Source organism: Streptomyces sp. R35 (genome assembly GCF_041053035.1).
Taxonomy (GTDB): domain Bacteria; phylum Actinomycetota; class Actinomycetes; order Streptomycetales; family Streptomycetaceae; genus Streptomyces; species Streptomyces lutosisoli.
The window spans coordinates 10,710,980-10,725,411 of the sequence record NZ_CP163440.1 but is presented as its reverse complement, the minus strand read 5'-3'; the positions used below and the strand labels follow the sequence as shown (position 1 = coordinate 10,725,411).

Here is a 14,432-nt window from a genome sequence, read left to right as displayed (position 1 = left end):
ACTTCTCATGCGTATAGGCATCTTGGGACTCGGCCGCATCGGCGCCTTCCACGCCGCGACTCTCGCCGGGCTGGAGGCAGTGGACTCCCTGGTGGTCACGGACCCCGTGCCCGCGGCGACCGTGTCCGCCGTGGAACGCTTCGGGGCCACCGCCGTCGACTCCCCCGAGGCAGTGATCGCCGCCGGCGTCGACGGCATCGTGATCGCCGCCGCCACCGACGCCCACCCCGCGCTGATCCTCGCCGCGGTGCGAGCGGGCATCCCGGTGTTCTGCGAGAAGCCGGTGGCCCGGACCGTCGAGGAGAGCCTCGACGTTCTGCGCGCGGTCGAGGGCAGCGGCGTCGAGGTGCACATCGGGTACAACCGGCGCTTCGACGCGGGCTGCGTGGCCGCCCGCGAGGCGGTGCTGAGCGGCGAGCTCGGCAAGCTGCACACCGTACGGTCCACCACACTCGACCCGGCGCCGCCGCCCGCCGCCTATGTGGCCGTCTCCGGCGGCATCTTCCGCGACTGCGCCGTGCACGACTTCGACATCGTCCGCTGGGTCACCGGCCGCGAGGTCACCGAGGTGTACGCGACCGGAGGCAACCGGGGTGCCGAGTACATCGCGGCCGCGGGCGACGTCGACACCGCGTCCGCGATCCTCACCCTCGACGACGGAACCCTCGCCGTGGTCTCCAACTCCCGGCACAACGCCCGCGGTCACGACGTACGCCTGGAGCTGCACGGCATGAAGGACAGCGTCGCCGTCGGCCTGGAGGACCGGCTGCCGCTGCGCTCCGTCGAACCCGGCGCCGTCTTCCCCGCCGGCACGCCCCACCACTTCTTCATGGACCGCTTCGCGGACGCCTACCGCGCCGAACTCACCGCCTTCACCGAGGTCGTCGCGGGCCGCGCCACCTCGCCGTGCACGGTCGCCGACGCCGTCGAGGCGAGCTGGGTCGCCGAGGCCTGCACGCTGTCCCTGGCCGAGCACCGTCCCGTACGACTGGAAGAGGTCCGCACCATATGACCCCCTTGCGTATCGGCGTCCTGGGCGCGGCCCGCATCGCCGAACTGTCGATCGTCGGCCCCGCCCGTGCGGGCGGCCACCGTCTCGTCGCGGTGGCCGCCCGCGACCGGGCCCGCGCGGAGGCGTTCGCCGCCACGCACGGCGTCGAGCGGGTGGCCGGCTCCTACGCCGAACTGATCGCCGACCCCGAAGTGGAGGTCGTCTACAACCCGCTCGCCAACGGCCTGCACGGGCCGTGGAACCTGGCCGCCCTCGCGGCGGGCAAGCACGTACTGACCGAGAAGCCGTCGGCGAGCAACGCGCAGGAGGCGGCCGAAGTACGCGCCGCCGCCGCGTCGGGCACGGTCTTCATGGAGGGCTTCCACTACCTCTTCCACCCCGTCACCCTGCGTCTGCACGAACTCCTGGGCTCCGGGGAACTCGGTGAACTGCGGCATGTGGAAACGGTGGTGGCCATGCCCGCCCCGCAGGACGACGACGTGCGCTGGCACCTTCCGCTGGCGGGCGGGGCGTTGATGGATCTGGGCTGCTACAGCCTGCACGCCCAGCGCGTCCTCGCTCCCTGGGCCGGCGGTACGCCTCGACTGGTGTCGGCACGCGGCGGCGAGCGGAAGGGTGCGCCGGGCATCGACGAATGGCTGGACGCCGAGCTGGAGTTCCCGGGCGGTGTCACCGGTTCCGCCCGCTGCCACATGGCGTACGACACGTGGCAAATGAGCTGCCGGGTGGTCGGCACCCGGGGTGAGGCCACGGCGGTCAACTTCGTACAGCCGCACCTGGACGACCGTGTCCTGGTCCGCACCGCCGCGGGAGAACGCGTCGAGGAGCTGGGCCGTCGCTCCTCGTACACGTATCAACTCGACGCGTTCGCCGCCCACGTGCGCCACGGCGCGCCGCTGCCGCTCGACGCCGAGGACGCGCTGGCGACCATGCGTCTCATCGACGCGTGTTACGTCGCCGCCGGCTTCGCTCCCCGGCCGCGGACGGACATCTGAGCCACTGCGGGTGAAACGCGGGCCGCTCGGTCGGCTCGACCTCGACCTCGCCACGACCGAGTGCCTTCGGTCTGGATCACGCGATGGAATGATGTGGTCGCCGGGCAGGCTTGCGTTTCTCCGAAGGATGGTGGGTAGGTGGGTGTGATGGCCGGCTGGGAGTGGGACGACACTCTGTTCTCGGGAGCGGCCACCTACTATCGGCGCGGGAGGCTTCCGTACGCCCCCGGGCTGGCGGACGTACTCGCCGAGGTTCTACGGCTCGACGGTCAGGGGCGGCTTCTCGACGTGGGATGCGGACCGGGCATCCTTGGGCTGGGTCTGGCGCACCTGTTCGGTGAGATCGTCGGTGTGGACCCGGACAGCGGGATGATCGATGAAGCCAGGCGTGGGGCCGCCGAGGCGGGCGTGACCGGAAAGGCGCGGTGGTTGCGGCTCCGGGCCGAGGAACTGCCCGCGGCCCTGGGGACGTTCGACGCGGCGGTTTTCGCTCAGTCCTTTCACTGGATGGATCGCGACCTGGTGGCGGGAAGAGTCAGGGACATGCTCCGGCCCGGCGGGGCACTGGTGCACATCTCGGATCTGAAGACGGAGAACCTGACCGTCGACGATCTCCCGCATCCGGCAGTGCCCTATGCGGCGATCGACGAGTTGGTCAGGCACTACCTGGGACCGGTCCGTCGGGCCGGTCGCGGGGTGCTGCCGCAGGGAACACCCGGCGGTGAGGCCGCGGTGTTCACCCGAGCGGGATTCTCCGGCCCTCAGCGCCATGTCGTTCCTGGCGGGCAGGCGCTTGAACGCACCTGGGGCGACATCGTCGCCTGGGCGTTCTCGATGTCTTCCTCGGCTCCGCACCTCTTCGGCGCACGCCGGGGCGACTTCGAGACAGACCTGCGCCGCCTGTTGCGGGAGGCCTCCCCGTCGGGCCGGTTCTCCGAACGCCAGCCGAGCACCGAGGTCTTCGTCTGGTGGAAGAACCTCTCCCCCACGGCGGGATAGCGGAGCGGCCGCCTCGGCCAGAATGGCGTCATGACGATGATCTCGGCCGGCGCCGAGCGGCTCGTGGCCGCAATCGACGCCCGCGGCCACGCGGGGTTCACCCTGGTCGCCCTTGACGGCATGGGAGGCTCCGGCAAATCGACCCTGGCAGCGGCCCTTGCCGAGCTGCGCGGTGCCGTGGTCGTGCACGGCGACGACTTCTACCGTCCGATGGACGCGGAGGAGCGCGCCCGGCTGAGCCCTGCCCAGGGCTACGACCGCTACTTCGACTGGCAGCGGCTGCGCGAGGAGGTGCTGGCCCCTCTCGCCGCCGGTCGCGATGCCGCTTATCGGCGCTACGACTGGGAGTCCGGGGCCCTGGCGCCGGACGAGATCCACGCCGTCTCCCGTTCCGGCATCGTCGTTGTCGAGGGCGTGTACGCCGCCCGGCCCGAACTCGCCGACCACTACGGTCTGGTGGTCTTCGTCGACACGCCCCGCGAGGAATCCATGCGCCGGCTCCGCGAACGCGGCCACGACCACGGCCCGATCGACTGGGAGTCCCGCTGGCGCCTTGCCGAAGAGCACTACTTGGCTACGACCTTCCCCCAGGGACGGGCGCACTTGGTGGTCCCCGGGCACTGAACCGGCGTGTCAGTGGTGCGCTGTACGTTTCCGGCATGGGCGTTTACGTGGTCAGTGTTGATGCTGAGGAATGGTTCGATGAAGGCGAGGACGGATGGGGAGATGTCGCCTCGGCGCTGAACGCCGAGTTGGGGCGGCGTGGTCTGCCGTCGTATGACTCCGTACCTGAGGAGACAGAGTTCGTCCGAGGTTCCGGACAGGCTTTCGAGGAGAAGTTGATCCCCTCCATGGACGGGTTCGGCGTGCTGTGCCGTGCGCGTCTCTCCCAGGAGGAGACGGAGTTGGTGTGTGGCTGGACGGTCATGGTGCCGCCGTCGCTGGACGAGGAAATCTGGTTGCCGGTCGAATCCGCCTATACGGAGTCGACCATGGTCGCGGGTGCGCCTCAAGTGCTGGCCGTCGCGGAGAAGTTGGCGGCTGCCATCGACCTGCCGGCCGAGGTCCCGATGATGTGCGACAACCTCGATCTGACCATGTGGTTCATGGACGGGGCGGCGAAGGAACTGGCCGCGGTCCGGCCAGGGGCGTGGAGCGAGGACCTGGACACCGCCTTCTACGTCGCCCTGTACTTGCGTGCCGCGCAGCACTCGCTCCGGCGTGGCTGCCCCGTCGTCTACTCCTGAGCGTTGACGAGCGTCATCGGGGGAGCCGCACGACGCGTTGGCCCGAGGCGGTGGGGATGTGATCTCCGTGGCGAGGGAGGGCAGTTCGGTGAGGATCCCGGCGGCGCTGACCGAGCCCTGGCCGCTGCCCAGGATCTGCAGGTTCGCCACGCGCAGCAGGTAGGCGGGCAGGGCGATGTCCGCTCCGGCCATGGGGCCGCTCTGGATCCAGGCCACCGGCTTGCTGCGAGGCCGAGGCCAGCGGATTTCCCTTCCCGCGCATCCAGCCCGAGGCTGTCGATGACGAGTCGGGCCGACTACGGATCGGCGCCGGCGATCTGGCCCGTGCAGCGCAGTGGAAGCCGGGCGGTCACCCGAGTCTCGCCCTGCTCGGTGCGGGAGATGAGCGCCCCTTCGAGTGTGGTGATCCGATCGGCCAGGTCAGCGAGGTCCGGCAGCTCGCCTGTCACCGTGACGTGGGCGATGAGTTGTCCGTCGCAGGTGTCGACGGAGACCCTCGTCGGCCTGTTCTCGCTCATCCGGGCCACCACCAGGTACACCGTGGATTCCAGGACGTCGGAGTAGCGCACGCGCGGGACATCTTCGATACGAAGGTCCCGGGTTTGACCCAGTGCTGCGAGGGCGACGGCAAGGCCGGCCTCCTTCAGCAGGACAGGGTGGAGTCCGCGCGCCAGCCGTCTGAGCTCGGAGACGGCCTGTTCGAGCTCCGCCTCGGCCAGGTCCAGCCGGCGCGCAGGAGTCGTCGCCAGAGCAAGAGTCCCTCCAGCGGCCGCCTCTCCCCCGCGCAGAGCGGCTTCGAGGACCGGCCGATCCTCGGCACCGATGTCGGCCAGGGTCCTGTGCCACGGGTGAAGGAGTGCGTCGAGTCCGCTGAAGGCTAGACCGGCCTCCTCGGAGCGGCCGACGACCCAACGGGCCTGTCCGCCTTGGTCGTTGATGCGCTTCGCCGCAACATCCAGGAGCGAGGTCTTGCCGATGCCTGGCTCGCCCAGCATCAGCAGAGTGCGCTCGGCCGCCCCGGCTTCGGGCCCTGACGTATCGGTCGACAACTCGCCCCGCAGGCAGTCAAGAAGGGTGTCGATGGCGTTCAAGGTCTGATCCCGGCCGAGCAGCCTTGTCCGGACCGGCGGCATCGGACCCCCTACGCGTCGCTCTCCCCCGCGGCTCGCTCTCCCCCGCCGCCGACAAGGCCAACGCTAACGCGACTCGACCGGTCGGGGACCGATGCAGCGGCTGCCCGAACCGTCGGGGCTCTCCGTCAACTCCCGTGACGCACGGGTCAGCACGACCGTAACCTCAGCCGCTCAGAGGCACTCGGCCCATCTCGTCGTTCGTCATGGATGGTGCGACTTCGCGAGGGAGGTCGCCGAACTCATCAAGGAGATGCCAGGCCGGCATCGGCTGGGACAGAAGACCGCCGTCATCGACACCGTCCTGGCCATCGCCGAAGAGACCGGCGCGACGCCTGCCCAGGTGTCGGTGGCCTGGGTCCGTGAGCGCGCCGCCCAGGCGTCCACCTCGTTCGTCCCGATCATCGGCCCGCGCAACCTCGCCCAACTCGACGACTACCTGGGCGCCCTGGACGTCCAACTCACCCCGAAGCAGTTCGCACGCCTGTCCGACGTCAGCGCAGTCCCGCGCGGAGTGCCCCACGAGGCGACCGCCGGCGCCCGTGACGCCGTCCAGGGCGGTGACGCCTCCCTCGTCACCCAGCACGCCGTGCCCACGGCCTGAGTTGCGGATCCCTCCGCCGACGACACCCTGCCGTCGGCGCTGCTTTCCATCCCGCCCCCGTCCGACGCACGGTGTCGGCGACCGTGGCACCGGCCTGCCGGTGACCCACCGGGCGAAGAGGAGAGACCACGGTGCCGCGTTCCCCATCCGTGTCGGTGGCACCCCCGACTGCACGGCCGCAGGAGGGAAGCCATGAATGGGCGTGACGGCTCGAGCGAGCGGCACGAACACGGTGGGGGCCGTCAGGTGGAGGCGGTGACAACACGCGTCTTCGACCTGCTGGGCAGGCGCTGGAGCGGTCCGATCATCGCCGTACTCCTCGCCGGTCCCGCGCACTTCACCGAGTTGCGCCGTGCTGTTCCCGGCATCAGCGAGCGTATGCTCTCCGATCGGCTGGCCCATCTGGCGGCAGCGGGCCTCGTCGCGCGTGAGGTGAATCCAGGGCCGCCACTGCGCGTGCGCTATCGCTTGACGCAGGCCGGAGCGGCGATCCGGCCGGCCCTGGAGGAGCTCCAGGACTGGGCACTGGCCCACCTCGGCGATCCTGCCCGGGGCGATCCTCCCTGACCACGTGAGGAGGGGCGACGAACCTGGTGGGCCGCTCGGCCTGTGGTGGTCAGTCCTGGCCCGCCAGGCGGAGGAGAGTGGTCGCGAGAACGCCGACAGCAGTGGGGTGGAGCGGACTCCGTGATCCGAACCCACGCAGCGATCATCGGCGGCGGACCGACGCCCCTTCGACTTCGTGCACTCCGGCCTCGGCGGCACCGAGCCTGAGGGTGTCAAGCCCCAGAGCCGCGACCGGGCCGTGCACGCCGGATTTGAGTACGACATCCGGCGCCGCCGCGTGGACGGCGCCCCAGGCCAGAAGGGATCCCGTCATCTCGTACGGATCCGGCCCGGTGAGGACCGTCGTGGCCAGGGACCGTCCGCGGCCGTCGCTGGCGACGGCGATCACCAGGGAACGGCCGTCGGAGTCCGGTTCACGGTGGGATCCCGGGAGCCGCTCGGACCACCGCGTCAACGCGGCCCGCACCTTCGCCGACCGCAGCAGCGGTGCTTGGAGCGTGGCGGCCATCTGTACCGGACGGGTCCACCGCCCGAGCCATCCCAGACCCACCTCGACACTCTCCAACTGGGGGAAGACCTGCGGCAGTCCGAGGTGTTCCGTACCCGGGACCGTCATGGCCGCGCGTTTCACACCGGCGTAGCGGAATGTGCGGACACGCTTGGCGGCACGCTCGTCGACCAGACGGGAAGGACCCCCTGGACGAGAGGGGCGGTAGGCGAACCCGTCCTCGGCCGCCGTGGCGACCAGCGTCTGCCGTGTGCCTCCCGTGGTCAGGGTGTAAGCGTCGCGCAGGGTACTCCGGTAACGCAGTTCGTCCCCGTCTCCCGAACGGGTGATGAAGTAGCCGATCTCGACATGGCGTGCGCGCTCGCCCGCCTTGTCCACAGCCAGCGCACCGGCGAGGTTGCCCGGCACATAGTCGTAGCCGAACGCGGGGACGACGGTGGCTCCCCGGGCGGCTGCGACGGAGTCCAGCTCACCGAGGACGCGGCGGGCGAAGGGTCCCTCCCCCGTGGAGTCGAAGTAGTGCGCCCCTGCCCGCGCAGCAGCCGTGACCGTGGCCATGCCGAGCTGCATGAAGGGCCCGACCGTGGAGAGGACCACGTCGCTGGGCCCCAGGAGCCGCGCGAGGTCGGCCGCGGAGGTGACGTCGATCTCGATCACCGGCAGCTCCGTCTCGAAGCGGTCGGCCAGAGTCAGCATCTTGGCCCGGTTCCGCCCGACCAGGGTCGGCTTCTCTCCCCGGGCGAGCAGTTCCCGGAGTGCTCGCTGCCCGGTGTACCCCGTTGCGCCCAGCAACACGATCCTGCGCTTTTCCACGGCTCCGCCTGCCTTCCGGAGGGCATTGTCATGACGACCATCGATTGACCGTGAGTCATTCACTGACTTCAGGTAATTGAAAAACGAGCTCCGCAGGAGCTGATCCAACAAGTCGGAGTACGGGGAGACGCGACGGCCCCTGCACCGAGCGCTGATGGCCCAGGCGCCCTCGGTCCTGGGAGAGCAGTTCCGGCACATCAACGACGCCGCCGCCCGGCCGCCGGCCGAACGGCTGCTGACCGTTCTGGCCGAACGCGGTGACCTGCAACCGGACGTTCCCGTCGCCACTGTCGCCCGGCTGCTCTTGGCAGGCCCGTGCGAGGGCAGCCACATCATCGCCGCCGCGGCGGACCGGGAGTCCGCCCTGACCAGGACGTTCCGTGCGATCACCCTGCTGATGTCGGGCTTGGCGGACGGCACCGGCACATGGCGGCCCTCCTCGGCCGCCATGACCTGTCGCTACCGTGCGGCCTTGTCCTCGATGTCGCGGACCAGGTCGATGGCCCGGCCCAGGGTGGCGAGTCGGACGTCGAGGGTCTCGCCGGCGGGATAGAAGCGAACGGTGTCGACACCGGCGTCGCGCCACACGCGCAGTCGCTCGCGCACCATGTCCTCGGTTCCGATCAGCGTGGTCGCCAGCACCATCTCGTCGGTGACCAGGCCGGCCGCGCCGTCCCGGTCCCCGGCCTGCCAACGTGTCCGGACCTCGGCCGCCGCCTCGGCCCATCCCTGGCGGCTGTAGGCGTTGTTGTAGAAGTTCGTGGTCGCGGAGCCCATGCCGCCGAGGCTGAAGGCCAGCTCCTTCTTGCGTCCGGCCACCATCGCGCGCAGCGCGTCCTCGTCATCCGCGAAGGCGACCTCGGCGCCCTGGCAGATGTCGAGGTCGGCGCGCGTACGACCGGCGGTGGCCAAGCCCCGGTCCAGGTGGTCGAAGTACGCCTCCTTGGCGCCTTCGGGTACGAAACTGGTGCCCAGCCAGCCGTCGGCGATCTCACCGGTCAGGTGCAGCATCTTCGGCGAGAGGGTCGCCAGGTAGACGGGAATGTCGTACTCGGCGCGCATCGACAAACGCATGGGTTTCGCCTCGCCGGGCAGCGGGATCTGGAACTCCCGCCCGGAATAGGAGACCTTGTCGCCCGAGGCGGTCTGTCGCACGATCTCGACGGTCTCGCGCATCCGTGACAGCGGCCGGTCGAAGGGCACACCGTGCAGTCCTTCGATCACCTGCGGTCCGGAGGGGCCCAGTCCGAGGAGGAAGCGCCCCTGGGAAATCTGGGACAGTGTGATCGCGGCGCGGGCGATGGCCATCGGCGTGCGGGTACCGAGCTGGATGATTCCCGATCCGAGAAGCAGGCGCTCCGTCTTCGCGGCGAGGTAGCCCAACGGCGAGGGCGCCTCGGAGCCCCACGCCTCCGCCACCCAACAGATGTCCAGACCGAGTTTCTCCGCCTCGGTGACGTAGTCGACGATCTCCCGCCAGTCGCCCCCGGAGGCTTCGATCGTGGTGGAGGTGCGCATCAGAGACTCGCCTCGCCCGGGGTCTGGGTGCCCTCGGCGAGTTTCTTGATCGCTTCGAGGGTGACGGTCATGTTGGCCTCGAACTCCCGCATGCGTACGAACACGATCTTCTGCTCCTTCTCCGGTAGGCGATCGATGGCGAAGGAGAGACCCGAGCGAGCCGGCCCCATCTGCATCCACTCCCTGAGCAGAGTGCCGCCGTCCTGCGGCGCCAACGCGAATCGCCAGATCGCCGTCGGGTGCTGCGGATCCTCGACCGCCCAGGCGAGCGTCCTCGACGGCTCGTACTCGATGATGTGGGACGTGGTGGCCCACTCCCCCAACGCCTCATGCTTGCTCCGGCCGATGAACCGGGCTCCCAGAGCAGGGCCGCTCCTGCCGTCCAGCCATTCAACGGACTGCAGCTCGGAGCTCATGCGCGGCATCAGCTCGATGTCGGACACCAGCGTCCACACCTGTGGCGGCGGGGCGGCGATCCAGGTGTGGACCTCAACCGTCGGCTTGTCCGCATAGCGTGCGCCCGTCCACTCCATGATCCCGTGGCCTCCCTGCCTCGACCGAGAACCCTCATGCAAGTAACTGACCAGTAAAGTTGCGTAGATAGACTCACTTGTCAAGGGCGGGCACAGGCATCACAGAACCACCGAGTCAGTCGGCGAAACGCTCCCGCACATCCGGCCGCTCGGCCAGATGTGGTGGATAGCCGGGGCCCATCCGAGGGCGGGTGTTGTCCGCGGTCATCGGCTCGCCGCAGGCGGCACACACCACCTCGGCATGGGTCTCCTGCCCGCACACATCGTGCTGCATGACCACCGGCGGGCCCTCTTCACCGGCCAGCCAGCGGTCTCCCCACCGGTTCATCACCAGCAGCACGCCGTAGAAGTCGCGCCCCTTCTCGGTGAGCACGTAGTCGTACCGAACCGGCTCCGTCTGGTACGGCCGCTTCTCCAGCAGCCCCTCCCCCACCAGACGGCGCAGCCGGTCCGTCAGCGTGTTGCGGGCGATCCCCAGCGACTCCTGGAACGCGTCGAACCGCCGGATCCCGTAGAACGCCTCACGCAGCACCAAGGGCGTCCACCAGTCCCCGAGCAAATCCATGGTCCGCGCGATCGAACAGGGCCACCGCGCAAAGGATGTCCGTCTCATGGCAGCCAGCATAGGTTCGTCCAGTTGTGAGACCCAGCAGGTAAAGCGAGATGCAGCCGGTGCGCGACCTCTTGTGTTCCGTCAATAACGAAGTTATGTTGCCGCCATGAAACGTGACTTGCTGGGCAGAAAGCTGGTTGTCACCGGAGCGGCACGCGGCATCGGCGAGAAGGTGGCCCGCCTGGCCGCCGCCCGAGGGGCTCGTGTGACCGTGATCGGCCTGGAGCCCGACCGGCTGCGCGCCGTCGCCGATGACCTGGGCCCCGCCGCTTCCTGGCGTGAGGCCGATGTGCGCGACGGCGCCGCGCTGCGGTCGGCGATCGACGAGGCCGCGGAGCTCATGGGCGGCATCGACCTCGTCGTCGCCAACGCCGGCGTGGTGGCGTACGGGACGGTGCGACAGACGGACGAGGCCTCGTTCGAGCGGGTCCTGGACATCAATCTGAACGGCGTGTTCCGCACCCTCAAGTACGCGACGCCCCATCTGGAGCGCAGCCGGGGCCACGTGCTGGTCGTGGCATCCGCGCTGTCCTTCATGCCGCTGGCCGCGATGGCCTCGTACGGCGCGAGCAAGGCCGCGGCTGAACTGCTCGCCTTGACCTATCGCCAGGAGGTGGCGCATCTCGGGGTCACGGTCGGCCTGGTGCACCCCTCCTGGATCGACACGGACCTCGTTCGGGGCGCCGAGGTGGACCTCCCCTCATTCCAGGGCCTGCGTCAACGGCTGCCCTATCCGGGCAACGTCACCACGAGTGCCGACCGTGCGGCTGCCGCGATCGTCGACGGGCTCGTGCGCCGACGCAGCCGCGTGTACGTCCCGCGCTCGGTCGTCGTGGCCAACTGGGCGAAGGCGGCGCTCAACTCGCCGCTGGCCTGGCCCTGGACGAGGCGCTTCGCGGCCCGGGCGGTTCCGTCCCTCGAACGGGAGGTCGCGGCTCTGGGCAGGCATGACCAACTCACGCCGGGTACTGGTACCCCCGCTGCGGAGACCAAGTCTTCCTAGCCGTGCACGGGGCAGCAGCCGACCGCGCGGCTTTCACCCGCCTCGAACGATCGAGCCGTACAGGCGCACTGCGGCCTCGTGCGAGGCCTCGGCACGTTCCCGCGTGTCACCCAACCCGACAGAGAAATTCACGCCCATCGGCAGCAGCACCTGCACCACCGCGTCCTCGAACTCGACGAAGTGCTCAGCCAGCTCGAGGGTGATGTAGCCATGGACAAAACTCCACAACTGAGCGGCTATGACCTCGGGTTCCTGCTGCTCGACCCTGCCGGAGCCCACGAGCCGTTCACACGCTGCGGTGACGTGGGCGTGCGCGGCCCGGAAGGCCGGCGAATGCCCGCTCAGACGATGGTCCGCATCCGACAGCGGCCGGTACGTCGCGCGCGTGGACAGTCCGAACATCAGGTCGTACAAGTGAGGGTTTTCGCGGGCCATTCGACGGCAGGTCAAGGCCATGGCGAAGAGATCCGCGATCGGGTCCTCCGTCACGGGCACCTGGGCGAACGCCCCGCCAAGTTCCTTGAACCCGTGGTCGACGACGGCCCGCATCAGTTCGGGGATGCCCCCGAAGTGGCTGTAGAGCACCATCGTCGACAGTCCGCTCGCGGACGCCACCGTACGCGCCTTGACGGCCGACGGCCCTTGCTCGGCCAGCAGACCGATGGCGGCCTGCACCAGCCGTTCGGGCGCGTTCTCGAGCCTCGCCCGTCCTGACATCTCTCTCAGCCTCCACCGTTGACACCGCTGAAATAACTTGGTTATCTAACTCGTCACGGCAATAGTACACATCACGAGTGGTGTGCCGTCTCGGACACGGGCGCTCGTCCCCGGACACCCCATCACGCGCCGTCCACGTTTCCTGCCGCCTGTACGGACACAGCCCATCGGGGCGATCCGCACCCCATGGGTGCGACACACACCCGTCGCTGTCCCCCACGCGCTTCCCACTCCCCCATGAACTCAGCACGGGAGCAGAATTCATGCCATACAAAGACAAGGGCCATCTGGACATCGAGGACCGCGGGGCCGTCCTGGTCGTCCGCGTCGACGGCGGCCCACACCAGGAGTTCGGCCTCGATATCGCCCATCAGCTGGACAGGCTGGTGGACCGGACCGAGCGCGATCCGAACATCCGTGCCGTCGTCTTCACCGGGGCACATCCCGAGCGGTTCGTCAGCCATGCCGCGGTCCGGTGGCTTCAGGAAGAGGGTGCAGCGAGCCCTACGGTCGGCCGACGCGGTGCGGCCGCCGTCGTACGCATGGCGAAGCACGTGGACCGGTCCCGTCTCCTCAGGCCCGTGATGCGCAGGACCCCGATGCGTGGAGCCCTCCAACTGGAGCGCCTGCACACGACCTTCCTCCGGATGAACGGCAGCGGTGTCCTCTTCGTCGCCGCCCTCAACGGTTCGGCTCTCGGCCTCGGCGCGGAGTTCGCCTGGGCGTGCGATCTGCGGGTCATGGCCGACGGGGACTTCTTCATCGGCCAGCCGGAAATCCTCCTGGGCATCATCCCGGGTGGCGGCGGCACCCAGCGGCTGACCCGCCTGATCGGCACCCACCGGTCCTTGGCCGCGATCCTCGAAGGCAAGCCGTTCACGCCTGCGCAGGCTCTCGCCAATGGGGCGGTCGACAAGGTCGTTCCGCAGGACAAGGTGGTCGCACAGGCGGTCGAACTCGCCGAACACTTCGGCGCGCGATCGAAGGGGTCGGTCGCGGCCGCCAAGCGGTCCGTGTACTTCGGCGGCTCAATGTCACTGGAGGACGGCCTGCACGTCGAACGCGCCGAGTTCTTCACCAGAGTCATGTCCAAGGATGGTCAGGAACTGATGCTCGACTACATGGAGACGACGGACGCCACCGGCGAACTCCCGCTCTACAGGCCGGACATCTACGCGCAGGCGCTCGCATCGGGCAGCGTGCCCGGGCTCCGCTCGACGAACGGACGGTGAGCCGACATGACCGCTTCGCACTCCTTCACCCGTCACGACATCACGTTCCCCTCCGGCGACAGCAACTGTGCCGGATGGCTCTACCTCCCCACGGGCGTCACCTCCCCACCCGTCGTCGTCCTCGGGCACGGCCTGGGCGCCACCCGCGAGATGCGCCTGGACGCCTTCGCCGAGCGATTCGCACAGGCCGGCATCGCCGCCCTGGCCTTCACCTACCGGCACTTCGGGGACAGCGGCGGCCACCCTCGCCAGCTCCTGTCGATCAAGCGTCAGCTCGCCGACTGGGACTCCGCCCTCGCCTACGTCAAGGCCCGCCGTGACGTCGACCGCGCACGCGTCGCGGTGTGGGGCAGCTCCTTCGGCGGCGGCCACGCCATCACCGTCGCCTCACGCCATCCCGAACTGCGCGCGGCCGTGGCCCAGTGCCCGTTCACCGACGGTCTCGCCTCCGCGCTCGCGCTCGGCCCGGTCGCCTCACTCAGGATGACCCCCGTGCTCGCCCGGGATCTGGCGGCCAGAGTACGCGGCAGGGCACCCGCGATGGTTCCCATCGCCGCCGCCCCCGGTTCGCCGGCCCTCATGAACGCTCCGGACGCCCTCCCCGGATACCAGGCGCTGCAGCCTGCCGGGACGACGTTCCGCAACGAGGTGGCGGCACGGGTGATTCCGACCATCGCCGGCTACCGGCCCGGGCGTGCGGCGAAGAAGGTCACCATGCCGATCCTCTTCTGCGTCAGCAACACCGACTCGGTCACGCCTCCCGCCGAGACCCTCCGGTACGCGGGCACCGCGCCCCGGGGAGAGATCAAGAGGTACGACGCCGGTCACTTCGACTTCTACACCGGCGAGACCTTCGAGGCACTGGTACACGACCAGATCGAGTTCCTCACCCGCCAGCTGGACCCGGCACCCGCCGCGTCGACTCCTTGACCGGATCGCAT

Annotated in this window: 17 protein-coding genes; 11 read left to right on the top strand and 6 right to left on the bottom strand. The window is 69.4% G+C overall.

Annotation, left to right across the window (positions count from 1 at the left end; all coding sequences use genetic code 11):
- Positions 1-7: 7 nt before the first annotated feature.
- The 5 genes from AB5J50_RS48275 (at position 8) to AB5J50_RS48255 (ending at position 4,253) form a co-directional block, all read left to right on the top strand.
- Positions 8-1,012 carry a Gfo/Idh/MocA family oxidoreductase gene (locus tag AB5J50_RS48275; RefSeq protein ID WP_369264870.1) on the top strand — a complete coding sequence of 335 codons (1,005 nt, stop codon included), beginning with the start codon at positions 8-10 and terminating at the stop codon, positions 1,010-1,012.
- Positions 1,009-2,007 carry a Gfo/Idh/MocA family protein gene (locus AB5J50_RS48270; protein ID WP_369264869.1) on the top strand — a complete coding sequence of 333 codons (999 nt, stop codon included), beginning with the start codon at positions 1,009-1,011 and terminating at the stop codon, positions 2,005-2,007. Before AB5J50_RS48275 ends, AB5J50_RS48270 begins: the two co-directional genes overlap by 4 nt.
- Before the next feature lie 147 nt (positions 2,008-2,154).
- A complete protein-coding gene (locus tag AB5J50_RS48265; protein ID WP_369265719.1) occupies positions 2,155-3,006 on the top strand; it encodes a class I SAM-dependent methyltransferase in 852 nt (283 codons plus the stop codon).
- 30 nt (positions 3,007-3,036) lie between these two features.
- Positions 3,037-3,630, top strand: coding sequence for a uridine kinase (locus tag AB5J50_RS48260; RefSeq protein WP_369264868.1), 594 nt, complete (start codon positions 3,037-3,039; stop codon positions 3,628-3,630).
- Positions 3,631-3,665: 35 nt separating this feature from the next.
- Positions 3,666-4,253, top strand: a complete 588-nt coding sequence (locus AB5J50_RS48255; protein ID WP_369264867.1) for a hypothetical protein — start codon at positions 3,666-3,668, stop codon at positions 4,251-4,253.
- Positions 4,254-4,549: 296 nt separating this feature from the next.
- Here AB5J50_RS48255 and AB5J50_RS48250 read toward each other — a convergent pair whose 3' ends face one another.
- Positions 4,550-5,344 carry a hypothetical protein gene (locus AB5J50_RS48250; protein ID WP_369264866.1) on the bottom strand — a complete coding sequence of 265 codons (795 nt, stop codon included), beginning with the start codon at positions 5,342-5,344 and terminating at the stop codon, positions 4,550-4,552.
- Positions 5,345-5,636: 292 nt separating this feature from the next.
- Here AB5J50_RS48250 and AB5J50_RS48245 point away from each other — a divergent pair, with 292 nt between their 5' ends.
- Together AB5J50_RS48245 and AB5J50_RS48240 are read left to right on the top strand one after the other, a co-directional pair.
- The gene (locus AB5J50_RS48245; RefSeq protein ID WP_369264865.1) at positions 5,637-5,987 is read left to right on the top strand and encodes an aldo/keto reductase; all 351 of its coding nucleotides are present in this window, start codon (positions 5,637-5,639) and stop codon (positions 5,985-5,987) included.
- A 192-nt stretch (positions 5,988-6,179) separates the two neighbouring features.
- Positions 6,180-6,554 (top strand): winged helix-turn-helix transcriptional regulator, encoded by a 375-nt coding sequence (locus AB5J50_RS48240; RefSeq protein ID WP_369264864.1) that lies wholly within the window; start codon positions 6,180-6,182, stop codon positions 6,552-6,554.
- A 142-nt stretch (positions 6,555-6,696) separates the two neighbouring features.
- On the opposite strand, the gene AB5J50_RS48235 is transcribed toward AB5J50_RS48240, so the two are convergent.
- Positions 6,697-7,875: a saccharopine dehydrogenase NADP-binding domain-containing protein gene (locus AB5J50_RS48235; protein WP_369264863.1), complete on the bottom strand. Its 1,179-nt coding sequence runs from the start codon at positions 7,873-7,875 to the stop codon at positions 6,697-6,699.
- 154 nt (positions 7,876-8,029) lie between these two features.
- Here AB5J50_RS48235 and AB5J50_RS48230 point away from each other — a divergent pair, with 154 nt between their 5' ends.
- A complete protein-coding gene (locus AB5J50_RS48230; RefSeq protein WP_369264862.1) occupies positions 8,030-8,428 on the top strand; it encodes a hypothetical protein in 399 nt (132 codons plus the stop codon).
- On the opposite strand, the gene AB5J50_RS48225 is transcribed toward AB5J50_RS48230, so the two are convergent.
- The 3 genes from AB5J50_RS48225 to AB5J50_RS48215 all read right to left on the bottom strand — a co-directional run bounded on the left by AB5J50_RS48225 (position 8,335) and on the right by AB5J50_RS48215 (position 10,491).
- Positions 8,335-9,393: an LLM class flavin-dependent oxidoreductase gene (locus AB5J50_RS48225; RefSeq protein ID WP_369264861.1), complete on the bottom strand. Its 1,059-nt coding sequence runs from the start codon at positions 9,391-9,393 to the stop codon at positions 8,335-8,337. The genes AB5J50_RS48230 and AB5J50_RS48225 overlap by 94 nt on opposite strands.
- A complete protein-coding gene (locus AB5J50_RS48220) occupies positions 9,393-9,926 on the bottom strand; it encodes an SRPBCC family protein (protein ID WP_369264860.1) in 534 nt (177 codons plus the stop codon). The genes AB5J50_RS48225 and AB5J50_RS48220 overlap by 1 nt, the downstream gene beginning before the upstream one ends.
- 115 nt (positions 9,927-10,041) lie before the next feature.
- Positions 10,042-10,491 (bottom strand): winged helix-turn-helix transcriptional regulator, encoded by a 450-nt coding sequence (locus tag AB5J50_RS48215; protein ID WP_369264859.1) that lies wholly within the window; start codon positions 10,489-10,491, stop codon positions 10,042-10,044.
- 154 nt (positions 10,492-10,645) lie between these two features.
- Between AB5J50_RS48215 and AB5J50_RS48210 the strand changes: the two genes are divergently transcribed.
- A complete protein-coding gene (locus AB5J50_RS48210) occupies positions 10,646-11,542 on the top strand; it encodes a short-chain dehydrogenase/reductase (RefSeq protein ID WP_369264858.1) in 897 nt (298 codons plus the stop codon).
- 33 nt (positions 11,543-11,575) lie between these two features.
- Here AB5J50_RS48210 and AB5J50_RS48205 read toward each other — a convergent pair whose 3' ends face one another.
- Positions 11,576-12,217: a TetR/AcrR family transcriptional regulator gene (locus tag AB5J50_RS48205; RefSeq protein WP_369264857.1), complete on the bottom strand. Its 642-nt coding sequence runs from the start codon at positions 12,215-12,217 to the stop codon at positions 11,576-11,578.
- Between the two features lie 305 nt (positions 12,218-12,522).
- Here AB5J50_RS48205 and AB5J50_RS48200 point away from each other — a divergent pair, with 305 nt between their 5' ends.
- Positions 12,523-13,491, top strand: coding sequence for an enoyl-CoA hydratase/isomerase family protein (locus AB5J50_RS48200; protein ID WP_369264856.1), 969 nt, complete (start codon positions 12,523-12,525; stop codon positions 13,489-13,491).
- Positions 13,492-13,497: 6 nt separating this feature from the next.
- Positions 13,498-14,421, top strand: a complete 924-nt coding sequence (locus AB5J50_RS48195; RefSeq protein WP_369264855.1) for an alpha/beta hydrolase — start codon at positions 13,498-13,500, stop codon at positions 14,419-14,421.
- Positions 14,422-14,432: the final 11 nt, after the last annotated feature.

Excerpts from the sequence above, each read along its gene's own strand:
- AB5J50_RS48260 (WP_369264868.1), top strand. The coding sequence starts at position 3,037 with ATGACGATGATCTCGGCCGGCGCCGAGCGGCTCGTGGCCGCAATCGAC.
- AB5J50_RS48255 (WP_369264867.1), top strand. The coding sequence starts at position 3,666 with ATGGGCGTTTACGTGGTCAGTGTTGATGCTGAGGAATGGTTCGATGAA.
- AB5J50_RS48240 (WP_369264864.1), top strand. The coding sequence starts at position 6,180 with ATGAATGGGCGTGACGGCTCGAGCGAGCGGCACGAACACGGTGGGGGC.
- AB5J50_RS48200 (WP_369264856.1), top strand. The coding sequence starts at position 12,523 with ATGCCATACAAAGACAAGGGCCATCTGGACATCGAGGACCGCGGGGCC.
- AB5J50_RS48270 (WP_369264869.1), top strand. The coding sequence starts at position 1,009 with ATGACCCCCTTGCGTATCGGCGTCCTGGGCGCGGCCCGCATCGCCGAA.
- AB5J50_RS48220 (WP_369264860.1), bottom strand. The coding sequence starts at position 9,926 with ATGGAGTGGACGGGCGCACGCTATGCGGACAAGCCGACGGTTGAGGTC.
- AB5J50_RS48275 (WP_369264870.1), top strand. The coding sequence starts at position 8 with ATGCGTATAGGCATCTTGGGACTCGGCCGCATCGGCGCCTTCCACGCC.
- AB5J50_RS48225 (WP_369264861.1), bottom strand. The coding sequence starts at position 9,393 with ATGCGCACCTCCACCACGATCGAAGCCTCCGGGGGCGACTGGCGGGAG.
- AB5J50_RS48265 (WP_369265719.1), top strand. The coding sequence starts at position 2,155 with ATGGCCGGCTGGGAGTGGGACGACACTCTGTTCTCGGGAGCGGCCACC.
- AB5J50_RS48195 (WP_369264855.1), top strand. The coding sequence starts at position 13,498 with ATGACCGCTTCGCACTCCTTCACCCGTCACGACATCACGTTCCCCTCC.
- AB5J50_RS48215 (WP_369264859.1), bottom strand. The coding sequence starts at position 10,491 with ATGGATTTGCTCGGGGACTGGTGGACGCCCTTGGTGCTGCGTGAGGCG.
- AB5J50_RS48210 (WP_369264858.1), top strand. The coding sequence starts at position 10,646 with ATGAAACGTGACTTGCTGGGCAGAAAGCTGGTTGTCACCGGAGCGGCA.
- AB5J50_RS48245 (WP_369264865.1), top strand. The coding sequence starts at position 5,637 with ATGCCAGGCCGGCATCGGCTGGGACAGAAGACCGCCGTCATCGACACC.
- AB5J50_RS48230 (WP_369264862.1), top strand. The coding sequence starts at position 8,030 with ATGGCCCAGGCGCCCTCGGTCCTGGGAGAGCAGTTCCGGCACATCAAC.